The organism is Nostoc sp. NMS8, assembly GCF_017115045.1.
In the GTDB taxonomy this organism is placed as follows: Bacteria; Cyanobacteriota; Cyanobacteriia; order Cyanobacteriales; family Nostocaceae; genus Nostoc.
The window spans coordinates 207,394-224,970 of record NZ_JABXKK010000116.1 but is presented as its reverse complement, the minus strand read 5'-3'; the positions used below and the strand labels follow the sequence as shown (position 1 = coordinate 224,970).

Genomic DNA, 17,577 nt, shown 5'->3' with positions numbered 1-17,577 from the left:
TTTAATTTAGCTGAGTATCCTAGCAAATTGATTTTAACGGAAGATTGTTTGAACAAGGCTCAATAATTCATTGGCGGTGAAAGGTTTCACTAAAAAGCCTTGGATACAAATACCCGTAGTTTGTACTAATGCCTTAGACCTAGCTAATCCACTCATGGCAATAATTTGCACATTGGGGTTGATGATTTGCAAGGTGCTGATGGTTGTTTTCCCACCCATTAACGGCATCATTATATCCATTACCACCAGCCTAATTTCATCTTTATGCTCGGTGTACAGGGCAATAGCCTCAATCCCATTTTGGGCAGTCAGTACTCTGTAGTTATAAAATTGCAGTGTGGTTTTGGTGATCTGAGTGACGGCTACTTCATCATCGACAACTAAAATCAATTCTCCCTGACCTCTTAGCAGTTCTATCTCATCTATTCGTTGAGAAATATTGCCCTCCTTGCTTGGCAGGTATACTTGGAATTTAGTTCCAATTCCTACTTCGCTGGCTACTTCCACAAAACCACCGTGGCTGTTGACGATGCGCGTCAATATAGATAAACCCAGTCCCGTACCCTTACCCACTTCTTTAGTGGTGAAAAAGGGATCAAAAATTCGATCGATAATTTCTGAGGGAATACCAACTCCAGTATCCGCAACTGTAATCTTTACGTAAGAATTAACTGTTGCGCCTATGTGCATCCTGGCATGGTTTTCATCGATCAACACCTTGGTGGCAGAAATAGAGAGTTTACCGCCATTGGGCATGGCATCACGAGCATTGACTACTAGGTTCATCAACACCTGATGTAGTTCGGTGCTGTCTCCAGCAACAATCCCGATATTTGGCGCTATATCTGTTTTGATATCGATCGATTTGGGAAATGCTTGTTGGGCTATCTGTTTGATGTCTTCGATGAGTTGCGATACAAGCACGATTGTGTGTTCTCTTTCATAACCACCGGTAAATGACAAAATTTGCCCCACCAAATCACCGCCCCGTTTGGTATTGCTTTCTAGCATCTTCAGCATTTGCAGCGAAACATCATCAAGATGGGGATATTTTAGGGGTAGCAGATGAGCAATTCCCATGATTGGAGTAAGAAGATTGTTGAGATCGTGAGCGATACTGCTAGCGAGAGTGCCTAAGCTTTCTAAACGTTGACTACGCAATAGCTGAGTTTCGAGTTGTTTTTTCTCAGTAATATCGGTGTCAATAATCAGGATTGATTTAGGCAAGCCGACGGCATCAAACATCAACGTCCAGCGGCTAGCAATAATTCTTTCCACACCATCTTTTCTAAATTTATGCAACTCTCCCTGCCATGTTCCATGCTCAATAACAGTTTTCTGAGCCGCTGATAGAAGAGGTGAGGTTTTTTTAGATAAAAGTTCCCAGGCGTTTTTTCCTTGAGCTTCCTGAACTTGCCAGCCGTACATCTTCTCTGCGCCTTGGTTCCAGAATAAGATTTGGTTGTGCAAATCCTCTACAATAATTGCGTCTGTTGTGATGTCTAGTAGGGCAGCTTGTTCGCGAATTTTCTGTTCTTTTTGATGGCGTTCGCGTAGCGCAGCTTGCTGTTCGCTAATGTCTCTGAATAACCAGCGCAAGTTTCCAGTTTCACCCTGACTATCTTGCACAGCGATCGCTGTTATTTCTGCGGGAAAGTCTGTACTTCCTTCTTCATGAAAAATCTGTAACTCTTCTCTGCGGATTTGCCCCTGCTGTTGCAATTGCAGCATAATTTGACGAAATTTCTGCCGTTGTGTCTGATGCACAAATACAGCCAGTGGTTTACCAATCAGGTAAGACTGGCGTACCTTCAACAAATTAGCCGCAGCATAATTAGCTTCCTGAATAATTCCAGTAGCATCTGTAAGCAAGTAACCATCTGGGGCAAAGTTAAATAAATCGTAATAACGCTGTCTTTCTGCTTCTAGCAAATGGCGTGTAGCGATCAATTCCTCATTTTGTTGCTGTAACTCTTCCAGAGAAATAGAGATTTCGGTCATCGCTTGTTGCAAAAGCTCTCTAAGGGAATTCTCTCCTATATATTTTTCTACCACCAGACTTGCAAGCTGTGAGAGATTTTCCAGTCGTTGATGCGCTTCGAGAATCGCGGGGTTAAAATTTTTTTTAGTCATTTGTAGTTTTCTCCAATAATTGCTTTGCTCAAGAAATGCAGAAGGAAAACTGACCTCTGCTTCAGTAAAGCGACTAGAGTAAGCAAGAGTTTAGGAACTTCCAAATAAAAAATATCCAATTAATTCCTGTGGGGTGGGCGACACAATAGCCCAGTTTGTATGGCGAGCAAGATGCCCACCCCATAATTTTAGATAATTTATTTCTTGGAGTTCCCCTAATAAAATGCCCTTCAGCATTCTTATCGCTAAATTAAAGGGTTGAATACGTCTACATCATATAGCAGCATCAGTTATCCTTTGGAGCTTGCTAAAGTCGGGGTTTCAATCCCTGTTTTTAATTTTTAATTTTTAATCCTGTTGCTGCCGTTCCTCTATCTCTTGAGTAGAAATCATACTATTGACTCTCTCTATATCTACCATCACCAAAACTGCTCCTCGCATTTCAATGCCAAGTAGTGGAGTTATTGCCAAGTAACATTTTATTTGCCTACCCCGACGATTGGTAGCATCAATGATCATTTCTTGAAACTGTTTTTTCCCAGATAGAGAGTCGCGAATAGGCGATCGCAACTGCTCAACAGGTAGCCCAATATCTAGGCTGAAAATAGACTTTCCAATTACTTCATAAGTTCGCAAACCCCATAAATCTTCCACCATATAATTCCAAATAGAGATATTAAAACTGCTATCAATTACCACTATTCCCGTTTGGAAACTTTTGAGAATAGAGCCAAGGAAAATGTTTGTGCGATTTAATTCTGTGGTGCGATCGCTCAGTTCGCTATTAATTGTCTGTAATTCTTCATTAGTCGATTGGAGTTCTTCATTCATCGTCTCCAATTCTTCATTAGTAGATTGGAGTTCTTCGTTAGTAGTTTCTAGTTCTTCATTGGTAGATTGGAGTTCTTCGTTAGTAGTTTCTAATTCTTCATTAGTAGATTGGAGTTCTTCGTTGGTAGTTTCTAATTCCTCTTGGGAACGTTGCAGGGCATCTTGGAGTTGAATATAACGGGTGACATCATGAAAGGAAATACTCACCCCTAAAAAGGTGGTGTCTGTTTCTTGTAAAGGCGTAATTTGCACATCCAGATATTGGGTTTCTGTGTTAGACAAATAGCGCTCTACATTTGTGAGGGTCACAGGGCGGCGTTCAGTATAAGCCCGTTCAATTAGCGATCGCAATTCAACCGGTCGATAAGAAAGTTCTAGATCCTGGAAGGGACGAGCTAAATCTTTGGGAGAAAGGGTGAACAAAGTCCGCGCTTGCTCGTTTACCATTACCAGAGTGCCATTGATATCAATGATTATTTGGGCAATTGGGGCTGTGTCAGAACCCATATCTCGCAGGCGGACATGTCGAGCCAAACGGCTGCTAGATTCATCATCTACTGAATTTGCCATAACTAAGAGGCGATCGCGTAGATTCACCGTTGATACCTTAGTAAATATCCGGTTTTTTAAGTCCAGTGGCAGAAACAGAGTAGAATGCATCAATAGCATCTCTGCTTTTCCCAAAAACAGAAAGCCATGATCGTTGAGTGCAAAATGAAACCGGGCCAGAATTCGCCCTTGAGCCTCAGAGTTAAAATACATTAATGTATTGCGGCTGACTAGCAAATCTAACCGTGAAATAGGCGCATCCTGAAGTAGATCGTGGCGACCAAAAATCACTGAGCGACGCAAATCTTGGCGGAAAACATAGCCATTGCCAACACTTTCAAAGTATTTCTGGCGCAGTTCATCTGGCACTGTTTGGACATCTTTAGCTGAATATACAGCTTGCCTAGCTTGATTGAGAGTATCTTCATCTACATCTGTAGCGTAGATTTTCACTCGTTGGCGAAATTCCTCTGCTCCCAATATTTCAGCCATCAACATTGCTAAGGTATAAGCTTCTTCTCCAGAAGCACAGCCAGCGCTCCAGATGCGAATTTGGTCAGAAGTTTTTTTATTTCTAATCAGATTAGGCAGTATTTCTTGTGCGATATATTCCCAAGCTGATAAATCTCGAAAAAAAGCAGTAACGTTAATTAGGATAGTATTAAAAAGATAATTAAATTCTTCTGGATAAACTTCTAGATAGTCTTGATATTCTTCAAAATTTTCTATAGTTAATGGCTGCATCCGTTTAAGTACCCGACGTATCAAAGTCGATCGCTTATAGCCTGTAAAATCAAATCCCCGGTTTTGTCTAAGATAAATCAGTAAATTTTCAAACTTTGGATCTTTTTCGGGGGAAGTCATAGGGTAGAGGCCGCGAGCAGGTGGCAAAAGAATGCAGTTCCGATCTGAGTCTACGAGTAAGCTAACGCGCCTACATATTGCACTATTTTCTGTGTAGACCGTCATTAGTCATTTGTGTTTACCAAGGACAAAGAACAATTGACAAAGGACAACCTCATCAGTTGATGTGCAACTTAAATGCGTAACAGCTTATCAAAGGCTCATACTAAGTTGGTTGAACTCTAAGATATATAGCAGTTTCCACTCAATTCTGGTACAAAATTATATCGCAAGTAGGGGCAATTCATAAATTGCCCCTATGGGTGTTCCTCATGTGAACAAGAACTGCTATGGTTCACGTTCCTTAGTTAAATTCTTTTATAACCAAAGTCACAAGGGTGCTAGAAATTTCATCAAGGGGGAGAATAAAATCTACATTGCCCGTTTGAATGGCGGCGGAGGGCATCCCGGAAAATTCTGCGCTTTTTACGTCTTGGACAATAACAGTACCGCCCATTTTTTTTATCGCTTCTACTCCCCTAGCCCCATCACTACCTGTTCCAGTTAATACAACAGCGATCGCCCTATTTTGATAAATAAGGGCAACAGATTTAAATAATAAATCTGCCGCAGGACGTAAAAAAAGTACTAATTCCGACTGTGATAAGGAAAGTGTACCGTCATCGTTAACCAACAAGTGATGATCGGGTGGGGCAACGTAAGCCGTTGCGGGGGTAAGACGATCTCCTTCTTGTGCTTGTTTGACAATAATAGCTGTCCGCCGACTGAGAATTTCTGCCATGAACGAGCGGTGTTGGGGGTCAAGGTGTTGCACAATGGCGATCGCGGCTGGAAATTTTGCGGGTAGAGTTGATAGCACTTTAACTAGAGCATTCAGACCGCCTGCTGAGGCTGCGATCGCTACTACATCAAAGGCAGTATTAGTAAAGTGAGGTGGATGATTTTTGGCATTTTCTGCCATCTGAATCATGATTTTCCATCTATTACTATCTGCGTAACTTTTTTAGTTACAGATAGCATTAATAAAGTTAAGTTTTTAAATCTTTCTTTCAATAAATTTTACAGTATAAGAGGTTGTTTGAAAAGTATTTCTCTGTAACTTTAGGCACTTTTGATCCCCTCTAACCACCCTTAAAAAGGGGGGAACCGGAGTCAAAGTCCCCCTTTTTAAGGGGGATTTAGGGGGATCTAAAACTTTTCATACCGACAAGAGGACTTTTCAAACATCCTCTAAAGCTCCTATTTGATTTTTTAAAAAACTCGCCCTCAACTCAAAAAGGCTTATTCCCTATTCCCTTACGCAAATATAGCGATTCCCACTCAAATGCAGTACAAAATTATATCGCAAGGTGTAGAGGCAATACCCGTGAACGAGATCCGCTATAACTTCAAAAATCAAATCGAATTGCTATATATCTCAACTACTTCAGTATTTCTTGCCTTTATTTATCACATTTATAGGTTAATCTTCCTCCTCTAGAATGCGTTTCGCCTCTAAAAGTTGCTGCTTATGTTCTTCACTAACTGTCGGGTATTGCAGATTTAATTCTTCTAGTTTTGTGCAGATGATATTGGCAACAGTGAGGCGTGTAAACCATTTGCGATCGGCAGGAATAATATACCACGGGGCCCATTTAGTACTAGTGTTGTTAAAAACTTCTTCATAAGCATTCATATAATCATCCCAAAAAGCTCGTTCTCGGACATCATTATCTGAAAATTTCCAATTTTTTTCAGGATATTCAATCCGTTCTAAAAAGCGTTTTTTCTGCTCTGATTTCGAGACATTTAGAAAAAACTTCAGGATAATCACACCATTGTTTACCAAATATTTTTCAAAATTATTAATTTCTTCAAAACGCTGTTTCCACATCTTTTTTCCCTCAGGAAAGTGAGGAAGTTGCTGTTTATTCAGCATTTCTGGGTGGACACGAACTACTAACACTTCTTCATAGTAAGAACGATTGAATATACCAATTCGACCTCTTTCTGGTAAAGCCTTCATTGAGCGCCACAGATAATCATGGTCTAATTCTTCCGCACTTGGCCCCTTAAAACTAAACACTTGAAATCCTTGTGGGTTCACACCAGAAGTCACATGTTTAATAGTGCTATCTTTGCCAGCAGCATCCATTGCTTGAAAAATAATTAGCAAAGAATAGGTGTTTTGAGCATAGAGAATATTTTGGTAATTAGCTAGTCGTTCAATGTCTTTCTGTAATTTGATCGCAGCATCACTTTTTTCATGAAAATCAGTCTTATAAGCTGGGTCATAGTTTTTTTTCAGAGAAATCTTTGAACCTGGCGGAACAATAAAAGCATCATGATTCATGTATAAAATCTCCTAATTGCTAATTAATAGCCAAGCATACTTGGAAGTATTAATGACTGAAAATTATAATTTATTAATCTATTATTTTTGTCGCTTTGGCATAGGGCGCATTGCTTTTAAAGGATTCATCTGCCAGAGATGAGGTTTCTTGAAATCTATTGCTCAGTTTTGGTGGCAAAATCGGCGATAGTGTTGTTACAGTTGGACGACGTAGCAAAGCCTCAGTATCTCGCAATAACTATAGTGGTTTACGAGTAGTCGTTGGTTGGGCAAACTCTATATTGTCATGTAGGAGTTGGGGCATTGGCTTTGGTTTCAAAATCCATAGCACGCTTCAGAAGAACCAGGATATACATAAGCCTAGCGAATTAGGAGGTAAATGTACCAAAATAATTCGTAATACTCGCCTCTGGCGAGAAGCAAGCTACGTAATTCGTAATTAATTCATTAACTCATCACAGAGCCACGAAAACATCGCTTTGTTCATTTTCATAAAAAGTGATAGCAAAATCAAAGTCATTAATACTAATGAGCAATGAATGAAAACGAAAAGGATACAAGCCCATAAATCAATTTGTGGGGATCATTAATTTTTAATTTTTAATTCGGAGCAAAGCGACTATTACTCGTCCATTTCTTTTAATGTAGCTAATGCTGAAGGAGATAAACGACTGAGATAACGAAATATCCAGTATTTAAAGATAGTGTTTAAAATTACTGGGAATGTAGCAATAAAGAAAAAGATGACATTTCTACTGGCTGGTAGACCTAAATGTTCTGCTAATCCTGCCAAAAGCACTTCCCAGCCATCAGGTGAGTGAAATCCTACAAATATATCTGTAAGCAAAATAATCAAAAAAGCTTTAGCGCTATCACTAAGACCATAGACAATGGTATCCATAAAAGACTTGAGAATCACAATTTCTCTTTTGCTCAGAGCGATAATTATCCCAAAAGAAAATAGTGAGATTAAATCAGCAAAAACATTACCCAGATTGCTATTACTTTTTACACGAAATTCTTCAGATATTTCAACAGCTTTCTCTTTGATTTTTTCTTGTATTAATTCTGAAGTCAGTGGCGGCGCTTGATTAAGAAAATATTCAAATCTCAGTGATTGTTGAAAATTATATAATTCATGGAGAGCTTCTTTTTCCATGTCAGAATTGATGAAAACTTGAGTTATATTATCTCCTCTAACTCTTTGTAATATTGGAGTTACTAAAAATTCTTTAGATAAAAACTGAGTTAAAAGCGGTACAATAATTAGAATTACCAAAAATCTCAAGGCAATTGTTGTTCTATTTCTAGAAATGCGATAATTTCTGAGAAATTCTTCTTCTGTTTGGGGTGTAAAATCTTCTTGAATTTTATGAATTTTTTTGCCAATAGAACCCGGAATTACCCCATTTATTTGAGTTGGAGGTTTAACATCAATATTATTGATGTTAGATGAATTTGGCTGTCTTTTTATTCTGTTCTGATTATTTGTAGGAGGTTGAGAAGTTGACGCTAATTGGCTATTGTTAATTATTTCATCTTTGATAGCGTATCTTTCTACGACTTCATCAATAACCTTTAGTTTTTCTAATAAAATAGAATTAGAAATATTGACAATTCCCCGACTAAGTTGGAATTCTGCCAGCCTGATTTTAATAATAGTTAAGTTCTTATTGAGATATACTTGCCAATAAGACATGACATTTTCAGTATATTTTCCTGACTGTGAAGATATTTTTTTGCGATCGAAATGTTCATCCTCAATGCTTTTAATTCTCTGAGCGGCTTGGTAAGCTTCTAAGAGTGCCCTTTCTGGTGTATTTAATAACCAACGGTTAAGCGATCGCAAATATCCTTTGAAACTTTGGCGGAGTGATTGTGCTGTTCTTGCAAATGAATCTTTCATTACATATATGACTATTTAGATAATATGTATTATAGTTATACAACCATGAGAAATGGGTAATAACTAGTTGAAAATATTGAGTATACTACTACAGCAATTGCCGTCAATTTCTAGTATCTTAATGCATACAATAATCGGGGTCTTGCCCACGATAACTTAGAAGATTTATAGGGGGCAATTGATGACTAAAACCGAGTCATGCAGATTAACCCCAAACATGCCACTCCTTACAATAGAAATAATAACGCGGTTCGTCTCGCAGAGAAGGACGTACAAGAAGAAATAAGTATTCTGGCGATGAAACAGGAGTAGATCATAGACTAGCGATCGCTTCAGCAACTAGTTTAGAAACAAAGGGCAAAATAGCCCGACTCTTAGCCTGTGCTTTTCCTTCAGTAAAAACTACTAAGAGATAGGGACGTTGTTCTGGTAACTCAATATACGCGGCATCATGGCGAACTTGACTTGTCCAACCTGCTTTTGACCAAATTTGAGCATTTTCTGGAACTCCACTGCCTAAGAAACCTGTTACCTGATTTTCTTCAGCATCAGGGGACAAATCATTGAGAGGACGTTTTAGTAAAGCCATCATAGCTTGCGATCGCCCACTTGAAACCGCCACCCCACCAACAATACTATGCAGTAAGCGAGCGATCGCATTTGTGGTTAACATATTGCGATTTTCCAGTAACTCTCCCACAAACGCCCGTTCCCGTCCATAAGGGCCATCACCCCAAGTTTTTTGAGAGACGTTAATTGTCTCCATTTCTTCCCAACCCAATGATTGGTAATAGCGGTTCACAATATTACGCTGATATTTCCAGGTTTCAAAGGGCCCAATTGGTAATTCTGGCCCTGAGGTAGTGCCAGTCAAAATATCCACAACCAAGCCAGTAGCATCATTACTAGAATCTACAATCATATCGCGTAAGGCTCGCTCTAACTCCTTGGAAGTTTGAGTCATGCCTTTTTCTAGCCATTCGTTTACCGCCACCAGGTAAAATAACTTGACTACACTAGCAGGATAAATCCGTTCAACACCGCGATAGGTAAAACCACGAACTGGGTGATCCCAAAAAGCGTTAGGAGTCAGCGCACCACCAGTATTTACTCGCACTGGGGGATCGTAAACAACCCAAGTCAGGGCAATTTGGTTACGCGCTAAAGTTGGAAATTCTGCCCAAGCTGCATCTAAAATGCCATTACCCAGATTTTCTAGTTGATCGTCTTTATTAAAAAAAATCATTCTCTAATAATGTCCTTTAATCTAAAATCACAAATCCAAAATCCAAAATCAGGAGAGTATCAGTGTTTCGCTGACTTGAATTTATATGATTCTCCTGAATGTACGCGTTTAGCAACTCAAGCCGCATCTGGGCGACATTTATGGGTAACATCAAATTATCAAAATTTAGCAATCGAAGTGTATTTATGTGAAGATGACTATCCAGGATGGGTATCTCTTTCAGATTTGGATTCATTACAACCTGCTACTGTACCTTATCAGGCGGCAACATTTTCTGAATCTGAAATTAAAAAATTCCTCACTGAGATTATCGCCTTTACCCAAAAAGCGATGCAGCAATCAAATTATTACCTTTGGGGTGGTACGGTTGGGCCAAATTATGACTGTTCTGGGTTGATGCAGGCGGCGTTTGCTTCGGTAGGTATTTGGCTACCTAGAGATGCCTATCAACAAGAAGGATTCACTCAACCAATTACGATTGCCGAATTGGCAGCTGGGGATCTAGTATTTTTTGGAACTAACCAAAAAGCCACCCATGTCGGACTTTATTTGGCCGATGGTTATTATATTCATAGTTCTGGGAAAGATCAGGGACGGGATGGAATTGGCATTGATGTTCTTTCGGAACAGGGAGATCGGGTTAGTCAGTCATATTATCAGCAGTTGCGGGGTGCTGGTAGAGTTTTTAAGAGTTACGAACCACAGAGACGCTGAGGGTGCTGAGGCTTATGAGGAGTGGGTTAGTCGATCAAGGGGTGATGGGGGAAAATGGGGGGATTTCAGCAATTGTCCCAGATGTTTCAGTGGTGGTGCCAATACATGACGAGGTGGAAAGTTTGCCGCTTTTACTAGAAGCGATCGCATCTACTTTAGCCTCTAATCAGATAAGCTATGAAATCATTTGTGTGGATGATGGTTCTACAGATGGTTCTGGGGATTTTCTCAAACAAGAGGGGCAAATCCGTTCTGATTTAAAAGCGGTGATTTTACGTCGCAATTACGGACAAACGGCGGCGATGGCTGCGGGATTTTATTATGCAGTCGGTAAAGCGATCGTCACTTTAGATGCCGATCTCCAGAACGATCCAGCTGATATCCCCATGTTATTAGCAAAGCTGGATGAAGGTTACGATTTAGTGAGTGGTTGGCGGCAAAAACGTCAAGATGGTGCTGTAAATCGGTTACTTCCTTCCAAAATTGCCAATTGGCTAATTCGGCGTACTACTAGCGTGAATATTCATGATTATGGCTGTTCGCTGAAGGCTTATCGTCCCGAACTGTTAGCAGATATGAACCTCTACGGCGAATTACATCGATTTTTACCTGCTTTGGCATACATCGAAGGAGCTAGAATTACCGAAGTACCTGTACGTCATCATGCCCGTCGCTTTGGCCGCAGTAAATATGGAATTTGGCGGACATTCCGGGTATTGATGGATTTGTTAACCATTCTATTTATGAAAAAATTCCTCACCCGTCCGATGCACGTTTTTGGGCTGTTGGGCTTGATTTCAATGTTTTCGGGCACTGCGATCGGCATTTACTTGACTTTCGTCAAATTGGCTTTCGGTGAGATGATTGGCAATCGCCCCTTACTGATTTTAGCAGTTCTGCTACTTGTTACGGGAGTGCAGTTGTTTTGCTTCGGTCTTTTAGCAGAATTACTCATGCGTACATACCACGAATCCCAAGGACGGCCCATATATCGCGTGCGAGAAGTAGTAGCAAAAAATGTTAAGTAAGGTAACAATAGTAGTCATTAGTCATTGGTCATTGGTCATTAGTAAATAATTAAGAGTAAATATTGGTTGACTCTAGACAAAGGACAAATGACAAATGACTAATGACTAATGACCAATTAAATCGCATCTACCTTGAAAGCATTTAATACCTTTGACACCGAACTACGGCCTAGCCTGCTTGTTTTATTTACAGCAGGTTTATTATTCTGGTCGAGTATATCTTCGCTCTTACCAACCCTACCGCTTTACATTGATGAAGTGGGCGCAAGCAAGCAAGAAATTGGGCTGGTTATGGGCAGTTTCGCCATTGGGTTATTACTATCTCGCCCGACGCTGGGACGGCTAGCCGATGAACGTAGCCGCAAAATTGTCTTGCTGATTGGGACAATAGTTGCTACAATCGCACCCTTTGGTTACTTAGCAACCCAATCTATTGGATTGTTAATTCTGGTGCGAATTTTTCACGGCATTAGTGTTGCTGCTTTTACCACTGGCTACAGTGCCTTAGTCGCAGATTTAGCTCCCGCCCAAACTCGTGGTGAAATCATTGGTTACATGAGCCTGACAACTCCCATTGGTTTAGCAATTGGCCCTGCCTTGGGAGGGTATTTAGAAGCTACAAGTGGTTACGGCCCGTTATTTTTGTTATCTGCTGAATTGGGTTTTGTCGCCTTCTTGGGGATTGTACAAGTCACTAATCCGCCAGTGCAAACACAGGAGCAAACTGAAGGAGGGAATCGCAACTTTTGGCAAATTTTGGTCAGTCCACGGGTGAAAGTTCCAACTATAGTTATGTTGCTGGTTGGTTTATCACTTGGTGCTATACATACCTTTGTGTCGCTGTTCCTCAAATCCACTAATGTGGACTTCAATGGCGGACTGTTTTTCACAGCTGCGGCAATTTCTAGTTTTAGTATCAGAATATTTTCTGGTAAGGCAAGCGATCGCTTCGGTCGGGGTTTATTTATTACCTTTGCTATTTGTTGCTACGTTGTAGCGTTACTACTGCTGTGGCAGGCTAACAGCGCGATCATTTTCTTACTGGCTGCGATCGCTGAAGGTGTGGGTGGTGGTACACTCATCTCGATGATGATCACGATGATGGCAGACCGCTCCCTGCCTCAAGAACGGGGAAAAGTTTTTGCTATATGCATAGCTGGGCTTGATATGGGGATTGCGATCGCTGCTCCTCTTTTGGGTATCATCGCCGAACTTGTAGGCTACCGGAATATGTTTGGCTACGGTGCTGCAATCACTTTTTTAGCACTTGTGATCTTTCTCACCCAATCGAGCAAAAATTTATCCAATTCCCTACGCTTCGCACTAGGTCTAGCTCCAGATGCTTACGCCTTAAACGACTTAAAACTTAGGAGTGATGAAATTTAACTCATCACTCCTAACTCTCAACTCTTAAAAACGGGCGAGGAGGGATTCGAACCCCCGACACCGTGGTCCGTAGCCACGTGCTCTAGTCCACTGAGCTACACGCCCTCACCGACAATCTATATTAACACGTTCTAACCAAATGACGCAAGATAAATTTCCATCTAATTTTGCGAACCTAACCCATCTAGATCGCCAAGGACAGGCACAGATGGTAGATGTGACGGGTAAAGCACCCACCATTCGCCAAGCCGTAGCCGCCGCCAATGTGCGGATGTTACCAGCCACCTTCGCTGCCATTCAAGCCGGAAATGTACCAAAAGGGGATGTGTTGGCAACTGCAAGATTGGCTGGAATTATGGCAGCCAAGCAAACAGCCACTTTAATTCCTCTGTGTCATCCCTTGCCTTTGCAAAAAATCGCAGTCGAAATTACACCCGATCCCCAACTACCTGGTTATCAAATTCAAGCCACAGTCAAAACTAAAGCTGAAACTGGTGTAGAGATGGAAGCCTTAACCGCTGTTTCTGTCGCTGCCCTGACTTTATACGATATGGCAAAGGCTTTAGAAAAGTCGATTCAAATTGAATCCATTCGTTTAATAAGCAAGAGTGGCGGGAAATCAGAAGATTATTTCTCGCCGATAAGCTGACTATTTCAGGGCATTGAAAAGAGGCAGAGGGGCAGGGTGCGGGGTGCGGAGGGGAAAATTCTAAGAATTAATGGGACAGACCACTAGTGGTGTTAGCGAAGCGATCGCAAGTCAGGTCAACAAAAAAGTCACCGTCCCCCTACCAAGAAGCAAGAGTGTCTTGATTCTGAATTCTGAATTCTTCTTCAATTGTTTCTCCCTGTGGTGGATAGCCCTTCTACTATCAAAGATGGAGTATAACAAGAACCATTCCAATCACCATCGTTGCCCAATGTCACCAATTGCTTTAGAGCTGTGTAGACATTACCTGCAACCATAGTATCTTTTACGCGCCCAATTACGTGACCATTTTGGACGCGGTAGCCTAAATCAACGTTGATTGAAAAATCTCCAGAAATACTGCCGCCACCACCCAGCATTTGATCCACAATTAAGCCATCATCTAATTGTCTAATCAAATCTGGTAGTGATGCCGAACCTGGCTGGATGAGAAAATTAAATAAACCAGGGGTGGGATAGCTGCCTAAACCGGGACGAAAGCCATTTCCGGTGGTGTTAGTACCGAGTTGGCGTCCAGTGGTGCGATCGCCATAGAAGTGCTGTAAAACCCCATTTTGGATAAATACTAAAGATTGAGTCGGAGTGCCTTCATCATCGAAAGGACAACTGTAAGGGCCAGCTTCCGGGTCTTGGTAGAGGGTGAGGCTGGGTGCAACTACTGCCTTACCCTGGTGTTCTGCCCAAGGAGAAGCTACTTCTAAGACTCGCTTGCCATTTAACGCTGCTTGCACAGTACCCCAAAGCATATCAGCAGCTTTAGAAGTGAACAAAACCGGGATGCGACCAGTCGGAGGTGAGATATTTTCTCTAGCCCAAATTAACCGTTGTAAAATTTGGTTAGCTAATCTCTCCGGGTCGAGTCCACCCCGTTGAGTTTGTCCATCGGCAACATTCAAAAAATCATCGCCACGTACCCATTCGGCGGATACATAGCAACTGAGGGTAGTGTCAGTATAGTGACAATCTAAACCTTTGGTATTGACTAGTCTAGTGGTTTCAATATCACATTCCCAGTCACCATTGCACACAATATCGGGATAGGAATCACGGATGAGTGCGATCGCTTCTTTGCCCCAATCTACCAAAACCTCTATGGGCACACTTTCCCCTAAATCTGGGTAGGAGGGCTGAAAGTTAGAGCCCAATTCTACTGGTTCTGGTTGATTAAGTTGACTTAATGCCAGAGCTTTTTCCACCATAACTTCGGCCGTGACAAAACCGTAAGCTACCGTCAGTCCCGGACGCCCGTTTCGCCAAAGCCTTAGTGCTGTACCTTCAGATTGGTTGGTTTCTAGCTGTTTGAGCCGGTTTGCCTCAAAAAACACTGGACGAGAAAGCGATCGCGACTGATACACCTCAGCTGCTTCTGCTCCAGATTTTATAGCTAGTTCCAGCAGCTGTTCTGCTAGTGTATCTTGTGACAAATTTTCAGAACCCATGACCCTTAGTGAATTGTGGATTTTGAACCGCATATCAACGCTGTCCAAGAAAATCTAAATTGCCAAAAGCCGACAATTACACTTTCCGCTGATAAACGCAGATAACCATCCAAAAATCATCAGCATGTTTCAGCAGTTGCGTTGAAACCACAGATCAACACTGATGGACGCAGTTAATTATCCCAAATCATTGCCATGTCTCAACGTTTCTAGTCATTAGTCATTGGTCATTGGTCATTGGTCATTGGGCATGGTTATTCTCTTTGTCTCCTCAGTCCCCAGTCCCCCAATACCCATATTCAAAGATTAACCTCTTGCAACAGCCAAAAACCAGCAAAAGATTGGGCTTTGGGATCAGACTGTACACCGATAAAATGCACACCATTAGCTTTTTGCTTGGCTTCTTCAAAACCTTTGGCTTCTGCTAAAATTTGAGGTTTTTTGATATTTGCTACAATCCAGCTTTCAGTTACACCAGTTTCTAACAGCAATCTTGCCTCTTCACTGTTATCAAATCTTAAGAAAGCCAATTCTAAACCAGACATCCAACCTGCCAAGGGCAAGGCTCTTGGTGAGAAAATTAAAATACCAGGAATACGAGCTTCGGGTGACACTTGCACCAAATCTAAAGGGAAAGCTTCACCAAAGCCAATTTCCCACTCTGGCATTTCTGCCAAATCCGCAGCATCTAAGGTGACAAATACCCACTGCTGTCCTTCCAAAGCATCTGGTAAACGTTGCGGCAAAGGTTTTTCTAAGCGGACTGAGGGATTAGTCCCCCCTTGATACCCTGGTTCTTGGGGATAGAATTCCTTGAGCCGATGTTCTAACCATTGGTTGAGAACTAAAGTCCGGCGGCTAGGCTGGGCGGGAATGCCCAAATCTTGGCAGGCTTTAGTAATCATATTGTTCATTTGGCGGCGGAAAAAGCGGATTTTAGTTGGTGCTTTTCCAGCTTGGTTAATAGCCTCCTGCAACGCTGTCCGCAACCAGCCCGAATTTACCTGGGTACTGGGACAATATTGAGCATAACGAAACAAAGAATCTGCTTTTGCGCCAATATCTAAGGGGCTTTCGCAGACTAAGACTTCCCAAACTTTTTTTTGGTTAGCGTCCAAAATCGGACGAGAGTAAAAATCGATTTCCCAAATACTGCCCATGTTTTGCGGTAAAAATCTGGCTGTTATGTTTTCCTGATATGTTGATCATACGAGTCTTGGGGCAGCATTTGGCATTGAGAATTGGGATTGGGGATGGTGGGGCCCCCTCTGGGGATAAGGGGTAATGGGGAGTGGGCGATGAACGTTTGTAATTCCGCCTTGCTGTACTAGTAGTAATTCACACTTCAGATAGCTGTTGAGCAAATATTTGCAGCTTAAACTAACAATTGACTCAAAAATTCTTAAAGAAGGTAGATATGCAAACCAAACAGCTTGGTAATTCAGAGCTTCACATTACTCCAATTGGCTTTGGGGCCTGGGCAATTGGTGGAGGTGGATGGGCTTTTGGTTGGGGAACGCAGGACGACCAAGAATCCATTGAAGCGATCAATCGCGCTCTCGATCTCGGCGTTAATTGGATTGACACCGCAGCTATTTACGGTCTGGGACATTCGGAAGAGGTTGTTGCTAAAGCGCTCAAAGGTCGATCTAGTCGCCCCTACGTTTTCACGAAATGCTCAATGATTTGGGATGAAAAGGGCGAAATTGGTCGTAGCCTCAAGGCGGATTCTGTGCGGCGCGAGGTTGAAGATAGTCTGCGCCGACTTGAGATTGAAACCATTGATCTCTACCAGATCCACTGGCCCAATCCTGACTCAGACATTGAAGAAGGTTGGACAACTCTGGCCAAGCTCAAGGATGAGGGGAAGGTTCGCTATATCGGGGTTTCAAATTTCAATGTAGAACAGTTGAAACGTATTCAGGAAATTGCACCAGTTACGTCATTGCAACCGCCTTATTCTCTGGTGAAGCCCGATGTAGACAAGGAAATTCTGCCTTTTGCTAAGGAAAATAATATCGGCGTGATTGTGTATTCACCTATGCAGTCTGGCTTGCTCACAGGAGCGATTACACCTGAGCGGGTTGCTAATTTGCCAGATGATGATTGGCGCAAGAATAGTAGTGAATTTCAGGAGCCACGCCTATCTCGTAACCTGAAGCTGGTGGAGGTGTTGCAGCACATTGGTCAACAACACGATCGCTCGCCGGGTGAAGTAGCGATCGCTTGGACTTTAAACAATCCGGCGGTGACAGCTGCGATCGTTGGTGGACGCAATTCTAAGCAGGTGGAAGGAATCATCGGTGCTGGTGAATTTCGCCTTAATCAGCAGGAATTAGATAAAATTACTGATTTCTTGCGCGAGAATCCCTAAAATTATTAAATAACTCCACCGCTCAAGCTGTGGGGTTATTTAATAATTTATTCCGCAACCCCAAAC

The 17,577-nt window shown here is 41.8% G+C and carries 13 protein-coding genes, 1 tRNA gene and 1 pseudogene; 5 read left to right on the top strand and 10 right to left on the bottom strand.

The annotated features are described in order from the left end of the window. Window positions 1–33: 33 nt before the first annotated feature. The 7 genes and pseudogenes from HWQ39_RS31960 to HWQ39_RS31930 all read right to left on the bottom strand — a co-directional run bounded on the left by HWQ39_RS31960 (window position 34) and on the right by HWQ39_RS31930 (window position 9,861). Complete coding sequence (locus HWQ39_RS31960; protein ID WP_292853963.1) at window positions 34–2,133, bottom strand: PAS domain-containing sensor histidine kinase; 2,100 nt, start codon at window positions 2,131–2,133, stop codon at window positions 34–36. A gap of 348 nt (window positions 2,134–2,481) precedes the next feature. After that, entirely contained in the window at window positions 2,482–4,377 is a 1,896-nt protein-coding gene (locus tag HWQ39_RS31955) for a CheR family methyltransferase (protein ID WP_292853962.1), read from the bottom strand. Window positions 4,378–4,720: 343 nt separating this feature from the next. Further along, the gene (locus HWQ39_RS31950) at window positions 4,721–5,347 is read right to left on the bottom strand and encodes a chemotaxis protein CheB (protein WP_292853961.1); all 627 of its coding nucleotides are present in this window, start codon (window positions 5,345–5,347) and stop codon (window positions 4,721–4,723) included. A 492-nt stretch (window positions 5,348–5,839) separates the two neighbouring features. Then, window positions 5,840–6,709 (bottom strand): polyphosphate kinase 2 family protein, encoded by an 870-nt coding sequence (locus tag HWQ39_RS31945; protein WP_292853960.1) that lies wholly within the window; start codon window positions 6,707–6,709, stop codon window positions 5,840–5,842. Between the two features lie 115 nt (window positions 6,710–6,824). After that, a pseudogene (locus HWQ39_RS31940) lies at window positions 6,825–7,035 on the bottom strand (hypothetical protein); the annotation flags it as partial. Window positions 7,036–7,331: 296 nt separating this feature from the next. Beyond that, window positions 7,332–8,615 carry a proton extrusion protein PcxA gene (locus tag HWQ39_RS31935; RefSeq protein WP_292853959.1) on the bottom strand — a complete coding sequence of 428 codons (1,284 nt, stop codon included), beginning with the start codon at window positions 8,613–8,615 and terminating at the stop codon, window positions 7,332–7,334. A 313-nt stretch (window positions 8,616–8,928) separates the two neighbouring features. Beyond that, window positions 8,929–9,861 carry a serine hydrolase gene (locus HWQ39_RS31930; protein WP_292853958.1) on the bottom strand — a complete coding sequence of 311 codons (933 nt, stop codon included), beginning with the start codon at window positions 9,859–9,861 and terminating at the stop codon, window positions 8,929–8,931. A gap of 9 nt (window positions 9,862–9,870) precedes the next feature. Here HWQ39_RS31930 and HWQ39_RS31925 point away from each other — a divergent pair, with 9 nt between their 5' ends. From HWQ39_RS31925 to HWQ39_RS31915, 3 genes are all read left to right on the top strand, one after another. After that, entirely contained in the window at window positions 9,871–10,575 is a 705-nt protein-coding gene (locus HWQ39_RS31925; RefSeq protein ID WP_292853957.1) for a C40 family peptidase, read from the top strand. Window positions 10,576–10,589: 14 nt separating this feature from the next. After that, window positions 10,590–11,603 carry a glycosyltransferase family 2 protein gene (locus HWQ39_RS31920; RefSeq protein WP_292853956.1) on the top strand — a complete coding sequence of 338 codons (1,014 nt, stop codon included), beginning with the start codon at window positions 10,590–10,592 and terminating at the stop codon, window positions 11,601–11,603. Between the two features lie 132 nt (window positions 11,604–11,735). Continuing rightward, a complete protein-coding gene (locus HWQ39_RS31915) occupies window positions 11,736–12,989 on the top strand; it encodes an MFS transporter (protein ID WP_292853955.1) in 1,254 nt (417 codons plus the stop codon). Window positions 12,990–13,020: 31 nt separating this feature from the next. Here HWQ39_RS31915 and HWQ39_RS31910 read toward each other — a convergent pair. Beyond that, window positions 13,021–13,094, bottom strand: a tRNA-Arg gene (locus HWQ39_RS31910). Window positions 13,095–13,128: 34 nt separating this feature from the next. Here HWQ39_RS31910 and moaC point away from each other — a divergent pair. After that, window positions 13,129–13,638, top strand: coding sequence for a cyclic pyranopterin monophosphate synthase MoaC (moaC, locus tag HWQ39_RS31905; RefSeq protein WP_292853954.1), 510 nt, complete (start codon window positions 13,129–13,131; stop codon window positions 13,636–13,638). A 185-nt stretch (window positions 13,639–13,823) separates the two neighbouring features. Here moaC and HWQ39_RS31900 read toward each other — a convergent pair whose 3' ends face one another. Together HWQ39_RS31900 and HWQ39_RS31895 are read right to left on the bottom strand one after the other, a co-directional pair. Beyond that, complete coding sequence (locus HWQ39_RS31900; protein ID WP_292853953.1) at window positions 13,824–15,137, bottom strand: TldD/PmbA family protein; 1,314 nt, start codon at window positions 15,135–15,137, stop codon at window positions 13,824–13,826. A gap of 299 nt (window positions 15,138–15,436) precedes the next feature. Further along, complete coding sequence (locus tag HWQ39_RS31895) at window positions 15,437–16,297, bottom strand: Tab2/Atab2 family RNA-binding protein (RefSeq protein ID WP_292853952.1); 861 nt, start codon at window positions 16,295–16,297, stop codon at window positions 15,437–15,439. A gap of 257 nt (window positions 16,298–16,554) precedes the next feature. On the opposite strand from HWQ39_RS31895, the gene HWQ39_RS31890 reads away from it, so the two are divergent. Further along, window positions 16,555–17,511: an aldo/keto reductase gene (locus HWQ39_RS31890; protein WP_292853951.1), complete on the top strand. Its 957-nt coding sequence runs from the start codon at window positions 16,555–16,557 to the stop codon at window positions 17,509–17,511. Window positions 17,512–17,577 lie beyond the last annotated feature (66 nt).

What these genes read in the sequence shown, in the direction of transcription:
- HWQ39_RS31930 (WP_292853958.1), bottom strand. Translation starts at nt 9,861, where the DNA reads ATGATTTTTTTTAATAAAGACGATCAACTAGAAAATCTGGGTAATGGC.
- HWQ39_RS31935 (WP_292853959.1), bottom strand. Translation starts at nt 8,615, where the DNA reads ATGAAAGATTCATTTGCAAGAACAGCACAATCACTCCGCCAAAGTTTC.
- HWQ39_RS31895 (WP_292853952.1), bottom strand. Translation starts at nt 16,297, where the DNA reads ATGGGCAGTATTTGGGAAATCGATTTTTACTCTCGTCCGATTTTGGAC.
- HWQ39_RS31920 (WP_292853956.1), top strand. Translation starts at nt 10,590, where the DNA reads ATGAGGAGTGGGTTAGTCGATCAAGGGGTGATGGGGGAAAATGGGGGG.
- HWQ39_RS31890 (WP_292853951.1), top strand. Translation starts at nt 16,555, where the DNA reads ATGCAAACCAAACAGCTTGGTAATTCAGAGCTTCACATTACTCCAATT.
- HWQ39_RS31955 (WP_292853962.1), bottom strand. Translation starts at nt 4,377, where the DNA reads ATGACTTCCCCCGAAAAAGATCCAAAGTTTGAAAATTTACTGATTTAT.
- HWQ39_RS31960 (WP_292853963.1), bottom strand. Translation starts at nt 2,133, where the DNA reads ATGACTAAAAAAAATTTTAACCCCGCGATTCTCGAAGCGCATCAACGA.
- HWQ39_RS31925 (WP_292853957.1), top strand. Translation starts at nt 9,871, where the DNA reads ATGTCCTTTAATCTAAAATCACAAATCCAAAATCCAAAATCAGGAGAG.
- HWQ39_RS31950 (WP_292853961.1), bottom strand. Translation starts at nt 5,347, where the DNA reads ATGATTCAGATGGCAGAAAATGCCAAAAATCATCCACCTCACTTTACT.
- HWQ39_RS31900 (WP_292853953.1), bottom strand. Translation starts at nt 15,137, where the DNA reads ATGGGTTCTGAAAATTTGTCACAAGATACACTAGCAGAACAGCTGCTG.
- HWQ39_RS31945 (WP_292853960.1), bottom strand. Translation starts at nt 6,709, where the DNA reads ATGAATCATGATGCTTTTATTGTTCCGCCAGGTTCAAAGATTTCTCTG.
- moaC (WP_292853954.1), top strand. Translation starts at nt 13,129, where the DNA reads ATGACGCAAGATAAATTTCCATCTAATTTTGCGAACCTAACCCATCTA.